Origin of the sequence: Mycobacterium sp. 852014-52144_SCH5372336 (genome assembly GCF_001665615.1) — a bacterium.
GTDB classification, from domain to species: domain Bacteria; phylum Actinomycetota; class Actinomycetes; order Mycobacteriales; family Mycobacteriaceae; genus Mycobacterium; species Mycobacterium neumannii_A.
The window spans coordinates 416,902-433,140 of the sequence record NZ_LZSW01000047.1; the positions used below are offsets into that span (position 1 = coordinate 416,902).

Below are 16,239 nucleotides of genomic sequence, written 5' to 3' on the forward strand. Positions count from 1 at the left end.
TCAGATCTCCAGCAGGCCGTCCGGCGGGTCGATTTCGATGACCTCGTCGGCCAACGACACCGACGTCACGATCGCGCTGACGAACGGCACCAGAACTTCGCGTTCCTCAGCGCGGACCGCTAGCAGCTCACCGGCGGCCGTATGCAGCACCTCGGTGACGGTGCCGATGTCGTCGCCGTTTGTTGTCCGCACCCGCAGGCCCTCGAGTTGATGGTCGTAGTACTCGTCGCGGTCATCGATCGGTGGCAGTTCCTGCGAGTCGACGAGGAACAGGATTCCGCGCAGCGCGTCGGCGGCGTTGCGGTTGTCGATGCCGTCGAACCGGACCAGCAGACGGCCGCCGTGTTCACGGACCGACTCGATCCTGTACTCGCGCTCGGGACCGCCCTTCGCGGGTCGCCCGCGCAACGACGTCCCGGCTGCAAACCGCGCATCGGGATCGTCGGTGCGGACGTCCACCACCACTTCACCGGCGATGCCGTGCGCTTTGGCCACGCGCCCGACAACGAGGTCCATGATGACCGACTACTGGTCGGTGTCCACCACGTCGACGCGGATACCGCGACCGCCGATACCGGCGACCAGTGTGCGCAGCGCGGTCGCGGTGCGCCCACCGCGGCCGATCACCTTGCCCAGGTCATCGGGGTGAACATGAACCTCGACGGTGCGACCACGCCGGCTGGTCACCATGTCGACGCGGACGTCGTCGGGGTTGTCGACGATTCCGCGCACGAGGTGTTCGACCGCGTCGACGACGACAGAACTCACGGCCTGACTCAGCTTTCGGTGGCGCCGGCGACGGTGGCGTCCTCGCCCTCAGCCGAGGGCTCGGACTCGTCCTTGGCGGGCGCCGGATCGGCCTGGGCCTCGGCCTCGACCGCCTTCTTATCCGACTCGTCTGAGGCCTTGTCGGCTGCCTTTTTTGCTGCGGGCGCCTTCTTCTTCTTGGGCTGCGTGGCCTCGGTACTCGGACCGCCCTCGGCCTCCGCGAGCGCCGCGTTGAACAGATCCAGCTTGCTAGGCTTGGGCTCCTTGACCTTCAGCGTGCCTTCCGCACCGGGCAGACCCTTGTACTTCTGCCAGTCACCGGTGATCTTCAGCAACGCGAGCACCGGTTCGGTCGGCTGCGCGCCGACGCTGAGCCAGTACTGGGCCCGCTCCGAGTTGATCTCGATGAGGCTGGGGTCTTCCTTCGGGTGGTAGCGACCGATCACCTCGATGGAGCGGCCCTGACGGCGGGTGCGCGCGTCGGCGACGGTGATGCGGTACTGGGGGTTGCGGATCTTGCCGAGCCGCGCGAGCTTGATCTTTACAGCCATGGTGGTACGTCTTCTCCTGTGATTGCCACGCTGGCAATTCAGCGATCGAGGCGGGTTGCCTCGGCCCGGTTTTGCCTTGCATGTGTGACCGCCGCAGAAGCGCCCGGCGAAATCGCTCGAAACGGGTCCCGCGGCAGACAGCCGCCCATTGTGCCAGAACAGCCGCGACCGGCAAAAATCCGCGCCGCGAGCGCTCAGACGAGTTTGTCGAAGCACTTCTCCTCGACCCGCTTGCTCATGCGCCAGCCGTCGGCGGTGCGCACGAACTCGTCGACGTACCAGATCCCCACGAAGTAGATCTGACCCTCGCCGCCCATCACCATCGGGTTGAAGCAGATCGCACGCGATGAGCCGGTGTCGCCGGTGACGCGGATATCGACGTTGCCCAGCATGTGGTAGTACGCCGGGAAGTTCGGCAGCACGTCCTTGAGCCACGTCTTGACCTCAGGAAAGCGGCCGTCGATGCCGCCGGTAACGCGGTAGTCGATGTAGGCGTCCTGGGTGAAAACCCGGTCGAGGTCGTCGAATCGCTTCTGGTCGATGGCCGTCGAGTAGTCGATCAACAGCTGCTGTATTTCGAAGCGGTCGGAAATCTCCTCGAGGCTCAACATGCGTCGATTGAACACGACTAGGCTGCCTGCCCATGCGGAAGCTCTTGATCTGCTTGACCACTGTGTTGTGCCTGGTGGCCTTCGGGACCTCCGTCGCGACCGCCGCGCCCGTCGGCGTGAGCCAACCGTCGGGTTCGGTACCGATACCCGAGGGCCCGGCCCGGGCATGGGTGCTCGCCGATATGGACACCGGTGCGGTGCTGGCCGGGCGCGACGAGTACGGCCAGTACGCGCCGGCCAGCACGATCAAGGTGCTGCTGGCGTTGACGGTGCTCGACGAACTGCCGCTTGATGCCACCGTGGTCGCCAACGAGGCCGACACCCACGTGGAGTGCAACTGTGCGGGCGTGACGCCGGGCATGGTCTACACGACACGGCAACTGCTGGACGCGATTCTGCTGGTCTCAGGCAACGACGCGGCCAACACATTGGCCACCATGCTCGGTGGTTACGACGTCGCCGTGACGAAGATGAACGCCAAGGCCGCCCTGCTCGGTGCCCACGGCACCAACGCGGCGTCGCCGTCGGGCCTCGACGGCCCCGGCATCGACATGTGGTCGTCGCCGCACGATCTGGCGGTCATCTTCCGCGCCGCGATGGCGAACCCGGTGTTCGCGTCGATCACCGCTGCGCCCACGGCAGTCTTCCCCACCAAGGACGGTGACAAAGTCCTGGTCAACCAGGACGTACTGCTCGAGCGCTATCCGGGCATGCTCGGGGGGAAGACGGGGTTCACCGACCGCGCCCAGAAGACCTTCGTCGGCGCTGCGCAACGCGACGGTCGCCGCTTGGTCGTCGCGTTGATGTACGGCATGGACAAGCCCGGTCAGCCGACCTACTGGGATCAGGCCTCCAGCTTGTTCGACTGGGGTTTCGCGCTCAGTCCGGGCGCCACGATCGGCGCGCTGTGATCACCGGATGAGTTGCTGAATCGCAACACATCCGAGACCGGGACGGGGAACCCCGCCGATACGCTCGGCGACCATGCGAAGCATGTTGGCTGCGTTGGCCATTGCGCTGACTTGCGCAATGACACTGGCCATCGGCGTCGCCGCGCCCGCATCATCTCAACCGCGAGGCGAACCGTCGGGCGCCGTCGCGCTGCCCGACGGGCCGGCGCAGGCCTGGGTGCTCGCTGACGTCGATTCCGGCCGAATCCTGGCCTCGCGCAATCCCTATGAGCCGCATGCGCCCGCAAGCACCATCAAGGCGCTGCTCGCGATGGTGGTACTCGACCACCTTCCGCTCAACGCGGCGATCGCGGCCAGGCCGGCGGCCGCCGACGTCGAATGCTCCTGCGCCGGAGTCAAAGCCGGGCGCGCCTACACTGTGCGCCAACTGCTCGACGGGCTGATGTTGGTTTCGGGTAACGAGGCCGCCAACGTTCTCGCCGACGGCCTCGGCGGTTACCGCGTCGCGGTGGCGAAGATGAACGCCAAGGCGCAGTCGCTGGGCGCGCGCAGCACGCGTGCGTCGTCGCCGTCAGGGCTGGACGGTCCGGGCATGGAGTCGTTCACCACCGCCAGCGACCTCGCGCAGATCTATCGCCATGCGCTGCGGTATCCGGTGTTCGCCGCGATCGTGCGCCAGCCGTCGTCGTTGTTCCCGACCGACAACGGTCCTAAGACGATCACCAACCAGAACCAGCTGCTCAAGCGATATCCGGGCACGCTCGTCGGCAAGACCGGCTACACCAACCTGGCTCGTAACACCTTCGCCGCCGCCGCCCAACGCGGCAACCGCCGGTTGGTGGTCGCGCAGTTGTACGGCACCGGCGACCTCTACGGTCAGGCGATCAAACTGTTCGACTGGGGGTTCAGCCAGCCCTGAACCCGCGCGAGCGACCGTGTTTGCGCACGACACGCCGCAATTCTTGAGCGCTACACGGACTTTCGTGCGCCACGAGCGTCCGCGAATGTAGCGATTACCCCGGTGTGTCGTGTACAGACACGGTCGCTCGCGGGGACGGCGCCGCTCGCGAGCTCAGGGGACGGTGCCGCTCGCGAGCTCAGGGGACGGTGCCGCTCGCGGGCTCAGGGAAAGGTGCGGCCGCGCAGGAGCACCAGATCCGGGCGGTTGACGACGGCCGCGCCCTTGCGCGGATCGTCGGCGTAACACACCAGGTCGGCGGGCGCGCCGTGCTCCATGCCCGGCCGGCCGAGCCACTCGCGGGCGGCCCAGCACGCCGCCCCCAGGGCTTCGGTCGGCGTCATCCCGATATCGGTGAGCGCGTCGATCTCGTCGGCGATGCGGCCGTGGGCGACCATGCTGCCCGCGTCGGTGCCCGCATAGATCGGGACCCCTGCCTCCCTGGCGGCAGCGATGCGCGGATAGCACTTCTCGTACAGGTCCCGCATGTGCTTGGCGTACGTCGGGTATTTCGCGGCGCCGTCGGCGATACCCGGGAAGTTGGCGACATTGATCAGCGTCGGTACCAGCGCGGTGCCGTACTCGACCATCAGGTCGATGGTGTCGTCGGTCAGGCCCGTCCCGTGCTCGATGCAGTCGATCCCCGCCTTGATCAAGCCTGGCAGCGCGTCCTCGCTGAACACGTGCGCGGTGACGCGCGCGCCGTTGGCGTGCGCGGCGTCGATCGCGGCCTTGAGCACATCGTCGGACCACAACGGCGCCAGGTCGCAGACCTCGCGGTCGATCCAGTCGCCGACGAGCTTGACCCACCCGTCGCCGAATCGCGCCTGTTCGGCCACCGCTTCGGGCAGCGCGGATTCGTCGTCCAATTCGATGGCGAACCCGCGCTGATAGCGCTTGGGCCTGGCGAGGTGGCGGCCCGCGCGGATGATCTCCGGCAGATCGTCGTGGTCGGCGAGGCTGCGGGTGTCGATCGGCGAACCCGCGTCACGCAGCAGCAGCGCACCGACATCGCGTTCGACCTCGGCCTGTGCGATGCAGTCGTCGAGATTGTCCAGGGGGCCGTGATCGCCGAGACCCACGTGACAGTGGGCGTCGACGAGCCCCGGCAGTATCCACCCGCCGTCGAACACCGTCTCCGCGCCGCTGACCGGTTCGCCGCTGATCACACCCCCGTCGATCCACCACTCCACGGGTTGCTCATCGGGCAGTCCGATGCCGCGGACATGAAGAACGGGGCGCTCCACGCTACTTCTGGCCCGGGAACTTCAGCTTGGACAGATCGATGTCGGCCAGTCCGGGCGGGAGCTCGTCGAGACCCTTGGGCATATCGGACAGGTCCGGAAAGCCTGCGGGCATGCCCGGCATCGCGGCGCCGAGGGGGTTGCGCACCTTGGGCGGAGTCGGGCCCCTGCCTGACTTCTTGTTCTTTCCGCTCTTCTTCTTGTTCTTCGTGTTCTTACGAGAGTTCTTGCGGCCGAACGGCATCCCCATCTGGCCTGCCATCTGCGACATCATCTTGCGGGCCTCGAAGAACCGCTCGACGAGCTGGTTGACCTCGCCGACCGTCACACCCGACCCGTTGGCGATGCGCAGCCGGCGCGACCCGTTGATGATCTTCGGATCGGCACGCTCCTCGGGCGTCATACCGCGGATGATCGCTTGCAGCCGGTCGAGCTGTTTGTCGTCGACGGAGGCCAGCGCGTCCTTCATCTGACCCGCGCCGGGCAGCATGCCGAGCAGGTTGCCGATCGGGCCCATCTTGCGGATCGCCAGCATCTGCTCGAGGAAGTCCTCCAGCGTCAGTTCGCCACTGCCGATCTTGGCCGCGGCCTCTTCGGCCTTCTGGGCGTCGAAGACCTGCTCGGCCTGCTCGATCAGCGACAGCACATCGCCCATACCGAGGATGCGGCTGGCCATCCGGTCGGGGTGGAAGACGTCGAAGTCCTCGAGCTTCTCACCGCTGGAGGCGAACAGGATCGGCACGCCGGTGATCTCGCGGACCGAGAGCGCAGCACCGCCGCGTGCGTCACCGTCGAGCTTCGTCAACACCACGCCGGTGAAGCCGACGCCCTCGCGGAACGCCTCGGCGGTGGTCACCGCGTCCTGGCCGATCATCGCGTCCAGCACGAAGATCACTTCGTCCGGATCGACGGCCTGCCTGATCGCGGCGGCCTGGCTCATCAGCTCGTCGTCGATGCCGAGGCGGCCGGCGGTGTCGACGATCACCACGTCGAAGTGCTTGGCCTTGGCCTCGGCCAGGCCCGCGGCCGCGACCGCGACCGGATCACCCGGCGCCGCATCGGCCGCACCGTCCGCCGACACACCGGGATGGGGTGCGAACACCGCGACGTCGGCGCGCTGGCCGACGATCTGCAGCTGGTTCACCGCACCGGGACGCTGGAGGTCGCATGCCACCAGCAGCGGTGTATGGCCCTGAACGCGAAGCCATCTCGCGAGCTTGCCGGCCAGGGTGGTCTTACCGGAACCCTGTAGGCCGGCCAGCATGATCACCGTCGGCGGCGTCTTGGCGAACGCCAGCGGGCGGGTCTCACCGCCGAGGATGCCGATCAGTTCCTCGTTGACGATCTTGACGACCTGCTGGGCCGGGTTGAGCGCGCCGGACACCTCGGCGCCCCGGGCGCGCTCCTTGATGCGGTTGACGAAGGCGCGCACGACGGGCAGCGACACGTCGGCTTCCAGCAACGCCAGCCGGATCTCGCGGGTGGTCGCGTCGATATCGGCGTCGGTCAGCCGCCCTTTGCCGCGCAGGCCCTGCAGGGCCCCGGTCAACCGGTCGGACAGGGATTCAAACACGACGTCCAGCCTAATGGGAGCCGCCAGCGGCGCGCCCGAGCAGGGCGTGCGCGGCGTAAACGGCCGTGATCAGCTCGCTTCGGACACCGGTTTGCGGGCCGGCGGGGCAGGCAGCACCGCGTACAGGTCGCGTTCGATCTCGTCGCAGACGCCCTTGTCTGCGGTGATGCCGAAAAGGTCGACCACCGAGGAGCCCATCGTCGTCACCTTCGCCCACGCGATGTCGATGCCGTCGCGCTCGAACACGGCGGTCAGCCGGGCCAGCAGGCCCGCGCGGTCGGTGCTGCGGATCTGCACGACCAGTTCGCCCGACCGGGCGCCCTCAGACCACAGGATGCGTGGCGGGGCGGTGACGTGATTGATGGGGACGGCGGCAGGGACCTCGCCGGCGCGCGACGTGCCGTGCTGCGCGGCCTCACGTTCGCGGCGATCCAGGGCCTCAGCCACGTCGAATTCACCGTCGAGCGCGAGGATGAACTGCTGGCGCAGCACCTCGGCCGCCGGGGGCAAGCCGAAATGCGGGGAGACGACGAACGTGTTGATCGCCGAGCCCTCGTGACCGTTCACCGAGGCCGAATGGACGCGCAACGAGTTCAGCGCGAGGACGCCCGCCGCCTTCGACAGCAGGCCGCGCCGGTCGGGCGCGATGACCGTCACGTTGAAGATCTGTGGGCCGTCCCCCGGTGTCAGCTCCAGATGAACACCCACCTGTCCAGCGAGCGAAAGATACCGTGGATCAATGGGATCCGGCTGCGGTAGTGGCTCTCCGGCCATCACCATCCGGCAGCGGTGCACGAGATCGCCGAGGAGCGAGGCCTTCCAGTCCCCCCAGACGCCGGGTCCGGTCGCCAGCGAATCGGCCTCGGCGAGGACGTGAAGCAACTCCAGCAGGACGGGATCGCCGTCGAGAGCGTCGACCACCGACGCAATCGTGTTGGGATCCTGGAGGTCGCGCCGTGTCGCGGTGTGCGGCAGCAGCAGGTGGTGGCGGACGGCCTTCGACAGGATCTCGACATCCGAGGGCCACATCCCCAGCCGGGTGCCGATCTGGGTGGCCAGCTCCGCACCGATGACGCTGTGATCGCCGCCGCGTCCCTTGCCGATGTCATGGCACAGCGCACCGAGCATCAGAAGGTCCGGACGGGCCACTCGCGTGGTGAAAGCGCTTGCCCGCGCCACGGTTTCGACGAGATGTCGGTCGACTGTCCAGATGTGCACCACATCGCGCGGAGGAAGGTCACGCACCGCACCCCACTCGGGAAACAGGCGCCCCCACAGGCCGGTGCGGTCCAGCGCCTCGATCGTGTCGACCGCCGACGGCCCCGCGGCCAGCATGACGAGCAGATCCTTGAGCGCCTGATGCGGCCAGGGTGTGCGGAGTTCGGGGGCCGCTGCGGCCAGCCGGGACAGCGTCGAGGCCGCCATCGGCAGCCCCGTCGTCGCCGACGCTGCGGCCACCCGCAGGATCAGGCCGGGATCGCGTTCGGGACGCGCGTCGCGCGCGAGGATGACCTCACCTGCGAACTCGATGACCCCCTCGTCGAGAGGGCGACGAGGGGGACGGCGCAATGCCGCGAATCCACGGCGGGGAAGCGCGTTACCTGCAGTGCGGATACCGGCGTCGACGTAGAAGCTGATGGTGCGCGCGGCATCGGACAGCATCCGGGCCAGATCGAAGCGGTCACCGATGTGCAGAGCCGCGCCGATCTCGTCGGCGTGTTGGGCCAACAGCAGGTCGCGGCCGCGGCCGGCCACCCTGTGCAGTTCGGTCCGTACGGTGAGCAACGCCAGATGAGCCTGCCCCAACGACCCGAGCGGGGACGCCAACGTGTGGTTGGGATACCCGTCGGCCAGTTGCGCGATCGCCAGCGCGTTGAGCAGCTGGACGTCGCGCAGTCCGCCACGACCGCATTTGAGGTCGGGCTCGGCGCGGTGCGCGATCTCTCCGCTGCGCTGCCAGCGCGCCCGGGTGTGCTCGACGAGTTCGTCGAAGCGCGAAGCGATTCCGGTACGCCACTGCCGACGGGCTCCCCCGATCAGCAGCGCGGACAGGTCGGCGTCACCGGCGATATGACTCGCTTCCAGCATCGCCAGCCCCGCCGAGATGTCCTCACCGGCCACCTTCAACGCCTCGGGCACGGTCCGCACACTGTGGTCGAGGCGAATGTTGGCGTCCCACAACGGATACCACAGCAGTTCGGCTACCTGGGCGACCACGTCGTCTGGCATGTTGTCGTGCAACAGCATCAGATCCAGGTCGGAGTGCGGCACGAACTCACCCCGGCCCAGGCCACCGGTCGCGACGATGGCGAAGCCGCTGGTGGGCGTGATGCCGATCTCGGCGGCCTTGGTGGTCAGCCAGAACTCGTGCAGATCTTGCAATGCATGTCGCAGGGCGGCCGAATCCAGTTGGCGCGCACCGTCTGTCAAGAGTTGCTTGATCGCGGCGCACAGGTCCGTCGCGGGACGAGACGAGCCCGCCGCCGGCGCCACCCATTGAGGGGCACCGGCGGCGGCAGTCTGCTCGTCGGCAGCTGGTTCGGGGTTCATCTCACTCATCTCGTCCTCTCCCCCTGCAAGACTGCTCACGGTGTGTGATCGGACGGAGACGAACTCTCAGTTCTACAAGCGGCTCAAAGGGCGTCGGCTCCCCGTTCCCCGGTGCGTACCCGGACCACGGTGTCGACGGGGCTCACCCACACCTTGCCGTCGCCGATCTTCCCGGTCCGTGCGGCCTGGACGATGACATCGACCACCTTGTCGACGGCGGAGTCCTCGACGACAACCTCGACGCGAACCTTCGGCACGAAATCCACGGAGTACTCAGCACCGCGGTAAACCTCGGTGTGCCCCTTCTGGCGCCCGTAGCCCTGAACCTCGCTGACGGTCATCCCGAGGATACCCGTCTGCTCCAGCCCGGTTTTGACATCCTCGAGTGTGAATGGCTTGACGATCGCTGTAATCAGCTTCATTTAGTGGATCCCTTCCGAGGAAATTGTTGCCGATCAGACGAGCTCGTAAGCGGTTTCAGCATGTTCGGTCGCATCAATGCCGGTGTCCTCGTCCTCCGCGGTAACGCGCCAACCCAACGGCTTAACGATAAAGGCAATGATCGCGGTCATGATGCCGGTGAAGATAACCGCCACCGAGGCGATGACGACCTGCACGACGAGCTGCTGGAATCCACCGCCGTAGAACAGGCCGGTCTCCAGCGCCAGGAAGCCGATGCCCACCGTTCCCCACAGGCCCGCTACCAGGTGCACGCCGACCACGTCGAGCGAATCGTCGTAGCCGAACTTGTACTTCAGTCCGACCGCCAGCGCCGACAGCGCGCCCGCGATGACGCCCAGGATCAAGGACCCGATCGGCGACAGCGAACCGCAGGCCGGTGTGATGGCCACGAGGCCGGCCACGACGCCCGAGGCGGCACCGACGCTGGTTGCGTGCCCGTCGCGGAGCCGCTCCACCAGCAGCCAGCCCAGCATCGCGGCGGCGGTCGCAGCAGTGGTGTTGACCCAGACCTGGCCGGCGAGCATGTCGGCCGCGCCCTCGGACCCGACGTTGAAGCCGAACCAGCCGAACCACAGGATGGCCGCGCCCAGCATCACGAACGGAATGTTGTGCGGCCGATAGGCGACCTTGCCGAAGCCGGTCCGCTTACCGAGCAGCAGCGCCAGCACCAGTGCGGCCATGCCGGCGTTGATGTGCACCACCGTGCCGCCGGCGAAGTCGATCGGGGATACGTTCGCGGTGCCCTCCTCACTGACGCCGAAAAGCTTGGCCGCAATACCGTTCTCGGCTCCGGACAGCAAGCCGCCACCCCAAACCATGTGGGCCAGTGGGAAATACACCAACGTCACCCAGATCCCGCCGAACACCAGCCACGTGCCGAACTTCATGCGCTCGGCCACCGCACCGCTGATCAGGGCGACGGTGATGACCGCGAAGGTCAGCTGGAAGCCCGCCCAGACGATCGCCGGCACCGAACCGAATCCGCCGAGAACGTACAGCGATATTCCGTCCACTTCCTTGGTCTCCAGCAGCGGGCTCAGCCCGAACAGCGAGAACGGGTTGTCGAAGATGCCCGCGATGTCGCTGTTTCCGGTGTGCGCCGACGCGAACGACATCGAGTAGCCCCACAGCACGTAGATGACGCTCACGACGCCCATGGTCCCGAACGACATCATCATCATGTTCAAGACCGACTTCTGGCGTGAGAGCCCACCGTAGAAGAACGCGAGACCGGGTGTCATGAACAGAACCAGCGCCGCGGCGGTGAGCACCCATGCGGTGTCGCCGGAGCTCAACCCGTCGGGGCCGAATGGCGCGAACGCATCATCGGGTAGGGCAAGGGGTAAGGCTGAAACCACTTTGTGTGAACCTCCTTGGGAAGTGCGCCGATCGGATCGGCCTCCCGAAGAGACTCTTTTGTCCGCGTTTCACCGGTGATTCTGTTCCGTTTCCACGAAGTGAACGGACACGCCAGAAGCGTTACGCTCGTGTTTCCACGCGGATTCCGCCGCGACGCACGGCCGCTGCCGGGCGCATCGGACTATCCGAGAAGCGCGTCGACGAATGCGCCGGGCTCGAACGGAGCGAGATCGTCGGCGCCCTCCCCGAGTCCGACGAGCTTGACCGGAACGCCCAATTCCTGCTGCACGCGAAAGACGATTCCGCCCTTGGCCGTGCCGTCGAGCTTCGTCAGCACCACCCCGGTGATGTCGACGACCTCGGCGAACACCCTGGCTTGCGGCAGACCGTTCTGGCCGATCGTGGCATCGAGCACCAGCAGGACTTCGTCGACCTCGGCGCGCTTGCTGACCACCCGCTTGACCTTGCCGAGTTCATCCATCAACCCGGTCTTGGTGTGCAGGCGCCCGGCGGTGTCGATGACGATGACGTCGGCGCCCTCCTTGATGCCCTCGTCGACGGCGTCGAAGGCCACCGAGGCGGGGTCGGCGCCCTCCGGGCCGCGTACCACCTGCGCCCCCACTCGCGACGCCCACGACTGCAACTGATCGGCCGCGGCGGCGCGGAAGGTGTCGGCCGCCCCGAGGACGACGCGGCGACCGTCGGCGACCAGGACGCGGGCCAGCTTGCCGACGGTGGTCGTCTTACCGGTTCCGTTCACCCCGACGACCAGCAGCACCGAGGGTTTGTTCGCGTGCGGCAGCGCCCTGATCGAGCGGTCGAGGTCGGGCTGCAGCGCCTCGATGAGGACCTCGCGCAGCACGGCGCGGGCGTCGGCCTCGTTCCGCACCCGACTGCTGGCCATCCGGGCGCGCAGCGCGGCGACCACCGACTCCGTCACGACGGGCCCGAGGTCGGCGATCAGCAGCGTGTCTTCCACTTCCTCCCACGACTCGTCGTCCAGGTCGCCTCCGCCGAGCAGCCCCAACATGCTGCGTCCGAGAGTGTTCTGAGACTTGGCGAGCCTGCCCCGCAGCCGCTCGAGCCGCCCTTCTGTCGGTGCGATCTCGTCGAGGACCGGTGCGTCCTGCTCGACGACGGGGACCGGCTCGGCAGGCGCGGGCGCCGGTTCGGGTGCGGGCGCCGGTTCGGGTGCGGGTGCCGGCTCGGCAGGCGCGGGTGCGGGGCGCTCCTGAACCGGCGGCTCGGGTAGTTGCACGTCGGCGATCGGGCGCTTCGGTGCATCGCGCGGAATGGTCGCGTCGTCACCGACGGCGGGCAGGCCGGTGGTGTCGATGCGCTCGGGGGGCGCGGTCGGCGCGGATTGCGAGAACGTGATCCCTGCAGAGGCGGTATAGCCCCCGGAACGGTCGATCGGCGTGGCCGTCTCCGTCGACGACAGCCGGATGCGCCGGCGTCGATACCGCACCAGCCCGACGACGAGCGCGGCGACCAATAAAACGGCAATGACCGCTATCGCGATCCACAACCACATCGAGCCAACATCAGTCACGGCGCCATTGTCTCAAGGTGAGCCGCGCCGACGCCCCCCGCGCCCCCTCATGCCTCGATCTGTGCACCGCTTGTTGCGCTCAGCGCGCCAGACGGTGCACAAACCGCGGCTCAGTTGGCCGCGCCGACCAGTTCCTGCCCGCGCATGCGCTGGCTGATCACCGCGGTGATGCCGTCGTCGCGCATGGTGACGCCGTACAGGGCGTCGGCGACCTCCATCGTCGGCTTCTGGTGGGTGATAACTATCAGCTGGGAGCGCTCGCGCAGCTGCTCGAACAAACTGATCAGCCGGCGCAGGTTCACGTCGTCGAGCGCCGCCTCGACCTCGTCCATCACATAGAACGGCGACGGCCTCGCGCGGAAGATCGCCACGAGCATCGCGACCGCGGTCAGCGATTTCTCACCGCCGGACAGCAGCGACAAGCGCTTGATCTTCTTGCCGGGCGGCCGCGCCTCGACCTCGATGCCGGTGGTCAGCATGTCGTTGGGGTTCGTCAGCAGCAGCCTGCCTTCGCCGCCGGGGAACAGCGTCGAAAACACCTGGGTGAACTCGCGTTCCACGTCGGCGTACGCCTCGGTGAACACCTGAAGGATGCGTGCGTCCACGTCCTCGATCACGTCGAGGAGGTCCTTGCGGGCACCCTTGACGTCCTCCAGTTGGGTGGACAGGAAGTTGTACCGCTCCTCGAGCGCGGCGAACTCCTCGAGCGCCAGCGGGTTGACCCGGCCCAGTTCGTTGAGCTCTCGCTCGGCCTTCTTGGCGCGCCGTTCCTGCGTCGCGCGGTCGAACGGCATCGGTGCGGGTGCGGTGACCTGCTCGCCACGCTCGCGCGCCTGCTCGAACTCGGCCATCTCCAATTCCGTTGGCGGCAACGGCACGTCCGGCCCGTATTCGGCGATCAGGTCGGCGGTTGCCATACCGAACTGTTCGAGCACCTGCTCCTCGAGCTGCTCGATCCGCAGCGCGGCCTGCGCCTTGGCGACCTCGTCCTCGTGCAGCGCCTCGGTGAGGCCGTTGACTTTGGCGGTGAGCTCGTTGACCTCGTCGCGCGTCGCGGCCAGCGCGGCGGCGCGGTGCTGGCGTTCGGCGGCGACCTCGTCGCGAGCGCGTGAAGCCACCGCCACGACGGCGCTGAGCCGTTGTGCAACAACGCGACCCGATTCTGCGACCGCGGCCGCCACGGCCGCCGCATGTCGACGGGCCTCGCGGGCACGCATCGCGCGTAGCCTTGCCTCGCGTTCGGCTGCGGCGGCCCGGCGCAGCGAATCAGCCTTTCCGCGAACGGCATTGGCGCGCTCTTCGGCGGTGCGCACCGTCAACCGGGCCTCCACCTCGGCGGTGCGGGCCGCCTCTGCCGCTGCCGTCGTCTCCTGCCGGTTGACGGGCTCGGCTTCGAACGTCGGCTCCTGCTGTGCGTTGTGCAGCCTCTGCTCGAGCTCGGTGAGTTCGTCGACGGTGCGGGACCGATTGGTTTCCAGCTCATTTCGCTGCTGGATCAGCCGCTGCCATTCGTCGTCCGCCGAACGCGCGTCCTGACCGAGCCGACCCAACTGCTCGTAGATCGCCGAGATCGCCGCGTCGGATTCGTTGAGCGCGGCCAACGCCTGCTCGGCGGCATCCTGACGGCTGGCCTGTTCGGCGAGCGCACCGGACAGCGCCGCCGACAGCTCGTCGACCTGCTTTTCGGCCTCTACGAGCTCGGCGCGGGCCTTGTCGACCTCCGATGCGATCTCGAGCGTGCTGGGTTTGCGATCGGATCCGCCGCTGACCCAGCCCGGACCCACGAGATCGCCGTCAGTGGTGACCGCCCGCAGCGTCGGATGCGCCGCGACCGCGTCAAGGGCAGCGGCCAGGTCCAAGACCACCACGACGTCGGCGAGCATGGCCCGGACCGCGCCCTGCAGTCGCTGCGGCGCCTCGACCAGATCAACCGCGCGCACCGCGCCGTCGGGCAACGACTGTGCCTGCGGCACTTCACGGTTCGGCCAGTCGCTCAGCACGATCGCCGCCCAGCCGCCGTCGGACTCCTTGAGCGCCGCGACCGCTGCACGAGCGGCTCCCGGGCTCTCGGCGGCCACCGCGTCGGCCGCGGCACCCAGCACGGTCGCGACGGCCACCTCGTAGCCGTTGCGCACCTTCAACAGGTTGGCGACCGAGCCGAGAAGCCCTGCCCCACCACGGTTCTTCTGTAGCCAGGCCGCCCCGTCCTTGCGATCCAGACCCACCGAGAGAGCCTCGATGCGCGCGCGCAGCGAGGCCACCTGACGTTCGGCGCCACGTTCGGCGGCCTGTAGTTCGGCGACGCGTTCGTCGGCGAGCCGCAGCGCGGCGACCGTGCGGTCGTGGTGATCGTCGAGACCGACCTCACCGGCGTCGAGTTCGCCGACGCGACTCTGCACGGTCTCGAACTCGGCCTGGGTCTGTTGCGCGCGGGTGGCGGCCTCGTCGATGGTGCCGGTGAGGCGGGCGACGGTCTCGTCGATCGATTCCACGCGAGTGCGCATGGTGTCGACCTGACCGGCCAGCCGCGCCAGACCCTCGCGACGGTCGGCCTCGGCGCGGGCGGCGGCCATGTGTGCACGCTCGGCCTCGGCGGCGATGCGCTCGCGTTCGGTGAGTTCGGCGCGGGCCGCCTCGAGCTTGCCGCGCGACTCGGTCAACTCGCCGAGCAGCCGGCGCTCCTGTTCGGCGACCTCGTCGGCCTGGGCTTCCAGGGCGTCGGGATCCGGACCCGTCGACGCCTCGGGCTCGGTGTCGAGATGCTGTGCGCGCTCGCTGGCGATGCGCACCGTCGCGCTGACGCGTTCGGCGAGCGCGGACAGCGCGAACCACCTCTGCTGCGCCGCGTCCGCGCGTTCGCTGAGGCTGCCGACCGCCGCCTCGTGCGCGGCCAGCTCGGCGGTCTTGGCCTCGAGCCGTGTGGCGATCTCGTCGTGTTCGCGCCGCAGCGTGGTCTCGGCCTGGTTGGTGTTGTCGAACTCGGCGCGGCGGGTGACGAGGTCGTCGGCGGCCAGCCGCAGCCGCGCGTCGCGCAGATCGGCCTGGATGGTTTGTGCGCGCCGGGCCATCTCGGCTTGACGCCCGAGCGGTTTGAGCTGACGGCGCAGTTCGGTGGTCAGGTCGGTCAGCCGGTTCAGGTTGGCCGACATCGCGTCGAGTTTGCGGACCGCTTTTTCCTTGCGCTTGCGGTGCTTGAGGACGCCGGCGGCCTCCTCGATGAACGCGCGCCGGTCCTCGGGGCGCGACTCGAGGATCTCGGAGAGCTTGCCCTGTCCGACGATGACGTGCATCTCGCGCCCGATACCGGAGTCGGACAGCAGTTCCTGCACGTCCATCAACCGGCAACTGCTGCCGTTGATCTCGTACTCGCTGCCGCCGTCGCGGAACATCCGCCGGGTGATCGACACCTCGGAGTACTCGATCGGCAGCGAGTTGTCGGAGTTGTCGATGGTCACCGTCACCTCGGCGCGCCCCAGCGGTGGGCGCGACGACGTGCCGGCGAAGATGACGTCCTCCATCTTGCCGCCGCGCAACGTCTTGGCGCCCTGCTCACCCATCACCCAGGTGAGCGCGTCGACGACATTGGACTTACCCGAACCGTTGGGCCCGACCACGCACGTGATGCCTGGCTCGAAGCGCAGAGTCGTCGGCGAAGCAAACGACTTGAAGCCCTTCAGGGTCAGACTCTTGAGGTGCACGA

General features: G+C 67.9%; 13 protein-coding genes. 2 read left to right on the plus strand and 11 right to left on the minus strand.

Annotation, left to right across the window (positions count from 1 at the left end; all coding sequences use genetic code 11):
* The 4 genes from rimM to A5759_RS12755 form a co-directional block, all read right to left on the minus strand.
* Complete coding sequence (gene rimM / locus A5759_RS12740) at window positions 1–516, minus strand: ribosome maturation factor RimM (RefSeq protein ID WP_068198007.1); 516 nt, start codon at window positions 514–516, stop codon at window positions 1–3.
* 9 nt (window positions 517–525) lie between these two features.
* Complete coding sequence (locus A5759_RS12745; protein ID WP_003881089.1) at window positions 526–768, minus strand: RNA-binding protein; 243 nt, start codon at window positions 766–768, stop codon at window positions 526–528.
* 8 nt (window positions 769–776) lie between these two features.
* Complete coding sequence (gene rpsP / locus A5759_RS12750) at window positions 777–1,319, minus strand: 30S ribosomal protein S16 (protein WP_068198011.1); 543 nt, start codon at window positions 1,317–1,319, stop codon at window positions 777–779.
* A gap of 194 nt (window positions 1,320–1,513) precedes the next feature.
* On the minus strand, window positions 1,514–1,930 hold the full coding sequence (locus A5759_RS12755; RefSeq protein WP_064416873.1) for a nuclear transport factor 2 family protein: 417 nt from the start codon (window positions 1,928–1,930) through the stop codon (window positions 1,514–1,516).
* A 32-nt stretch (window positions 1,931–1,962) separates the two neighbouring features.
* On the opposite strand from A5759_RS12755, the gene A5759_RS12760 reads away from it, so the two are divergent.
* Window positions 1,963–2,841: a D-alanyl-D-alanine carboxypeptidase family protein gene (locus A5759_RS12760; RefSeq protein ID WP_068198015.1), complete on the plus strand. Its 879-nt coding sequence runs from the start codon at window positions 1,963–1,965 to the stop codon at window positions 2,839–2,841.
* Between the two features lie 73 nt (window positions 2,842–2,914).
* Window positions 2,915–3,760 carry a D-alanyl-D-alanine carboxypeptidase family protein gene (locus A5759_RS12765; RefSeq protein ID WP_068198016.1) on the plus strand — a complete coding sequence of 282 codons (846 nt, stop codon included), beginning with the start codon at window positions 2,915–2,917 and terminating at the stop codon, window positions 3,758–3,760.
* 203 nt (window positions 3,761–3,963) lie between these two features.
* Here A5759_RS12765 and A5759_RS12770 read toward each other — a convergent pair whose 3' ends face one another.
* The 7 genes from A5759_RS12770 to smc form a co-directional block, all read right to left on the minus strand.
* Window positions 3,964–5,046, minus strand: coding sequence for an amidohydrolase family protein (locus A5759_RS12770; protein WP_068198024.1), 1,083 nt, complete (start codon window positions 5,044–5,046; stop codon window positions 3,964–3,966).
* Between the two features lies 1 nt (window position 5,047).
* Window positions 5,048–6,616 (minus strand): signal recognition particle protein, encoded by a 1,569-nt coding sequence (ffh, locus tag A5759_RS12775; protein WP_064426107.1) that lies wholly within the window; start codon window positions 6,614–6,616, stop codon window positions 5,048–5,050.
* Between the two features lie 69 nt (window positions 6,617–6,685).
* A complete protein-coding gene (locus tag A5759_RS12780; protein WP_156616909.1) occupies window positions 6,686–9,166 on the minus strand; it encodes a [protein-PII] uridylyltransferase in 2,481 nt (826 codons plus the stop codon).
* Window positions 9,167–9,249: 83 nt separating this feature from the next.
* Window positions 9,250–9,588 carry a P-II family nitrogen regulator gene (locus tag A5759_RS12785; protein WP_018600748.1) on the minus strand — a complete coding sequence of 113 codons (339 nt, stop codon included), beginning with the start codon at window positions 9,586–9,588 and terminating at the stop codon, window positions 9,250–9,252.
* A 33-nt stretch (window positions 9,589–9,621) separates the two neighbouring features.
* Entirely contained in the window at window positions 9,622–10,986 is a 1,365-nt protein-coding gene (locus tag A5759_RS12790) for an ammonium transporter (RefSeq protein ID WP_068198030.1), read from the minus strand.
* A 182-nt stretch (window positions 10,987–11,168) separates the two neighbouring features.
* Complete coding sequence (ftsY, locus tag A5759_RS12795) at window positions 11,169–12,521, minus strand: signal recognition particle-docking protein FtsY (protein WP_197506029.1); 1,353 nt, start codon at window positions 12,519–12,521, stop codon at window positions 11,169–11,171.
* Between the two features lie 128 nt (window positions 12,522–12,649).
* The gene (smc, locus tag A5759_RS12800) at window positions 12,650–16,237 is read right to left on the minus strand and encodes a chromosome segregation protein SMC (RefSeq protein ID WP_197506021.1); all 3,588 of its coding nucleotides are present in this window, start codon (window positions 16,235–16,237) and stop codon (window positions 12,650–12,652) included.
* Between the last annotated feature and the right edge of the window lie 2 nt (window positions 16,238–16,239).

What these genes read in the sequence shown, in the direction of transcription:
- rimM (WP_068198007.1), bottom strand. Translation starts at nt 516, where the DNA reads ATGGACCTCGTTGTCGGGCGCGTGGCCAAAGCGCACGGCATCGCCGGT.
- rpsP (WP_068198011.1), bottom strand. Translation starts at nt 1,319, where the DNA reads ATGGCTGTAAAGATCAAGCTCGCGCGGCTCGGCAAGATCCGCAACCCC.
- A5759_RS12755 (WP_064416873.1), bottom strand. Translation starts at nt 1,930, where the DNA reads ATGTTGAGCCTCGAGGAGATTTCCGACCGCTTCGAAATACAGCAGCTG.
- A5759_RS12760 (WP_068198015.1), top strand. Translation starts at nt 1,963, where the DNA reads ATGCGGAAGCTCTTGATCTGCTTGACCACTGTGTTGTGCCTGGTGGCC.
- A5759_RS12765 (WP_068198016.1), top strand. Translation starts at nt 2,915, where the DNA reads ATGCGAAGCATGTTGGCTGCGTTGGCCATTGCGCTGACTTGCGCAATG.
- A5759_RS12780 (WP_156616909.1), bottom strand. Translation starts at nt 9,166, where the DNA reads ATGAACCCCGAACCAGCTGCCGACGAGCAGACTGCCGCCGCCGGTGCC.
- A5759_RS12785 (WP_018600748.1), bottom strand. Translation starts at nt 9,588, where the DNA reads ATGAAGCTGATTACAGCGATCGTCAAGCCATTCACACTCGAGGATGTC.
- ftsY (WP_197506029.1), bottom strand. Translation starts at nt 12,521, where the DNA reads ATGTGGTTGTGGATCGCGATAGCGGTCATTGCCGTTTTATTGGTCGCC.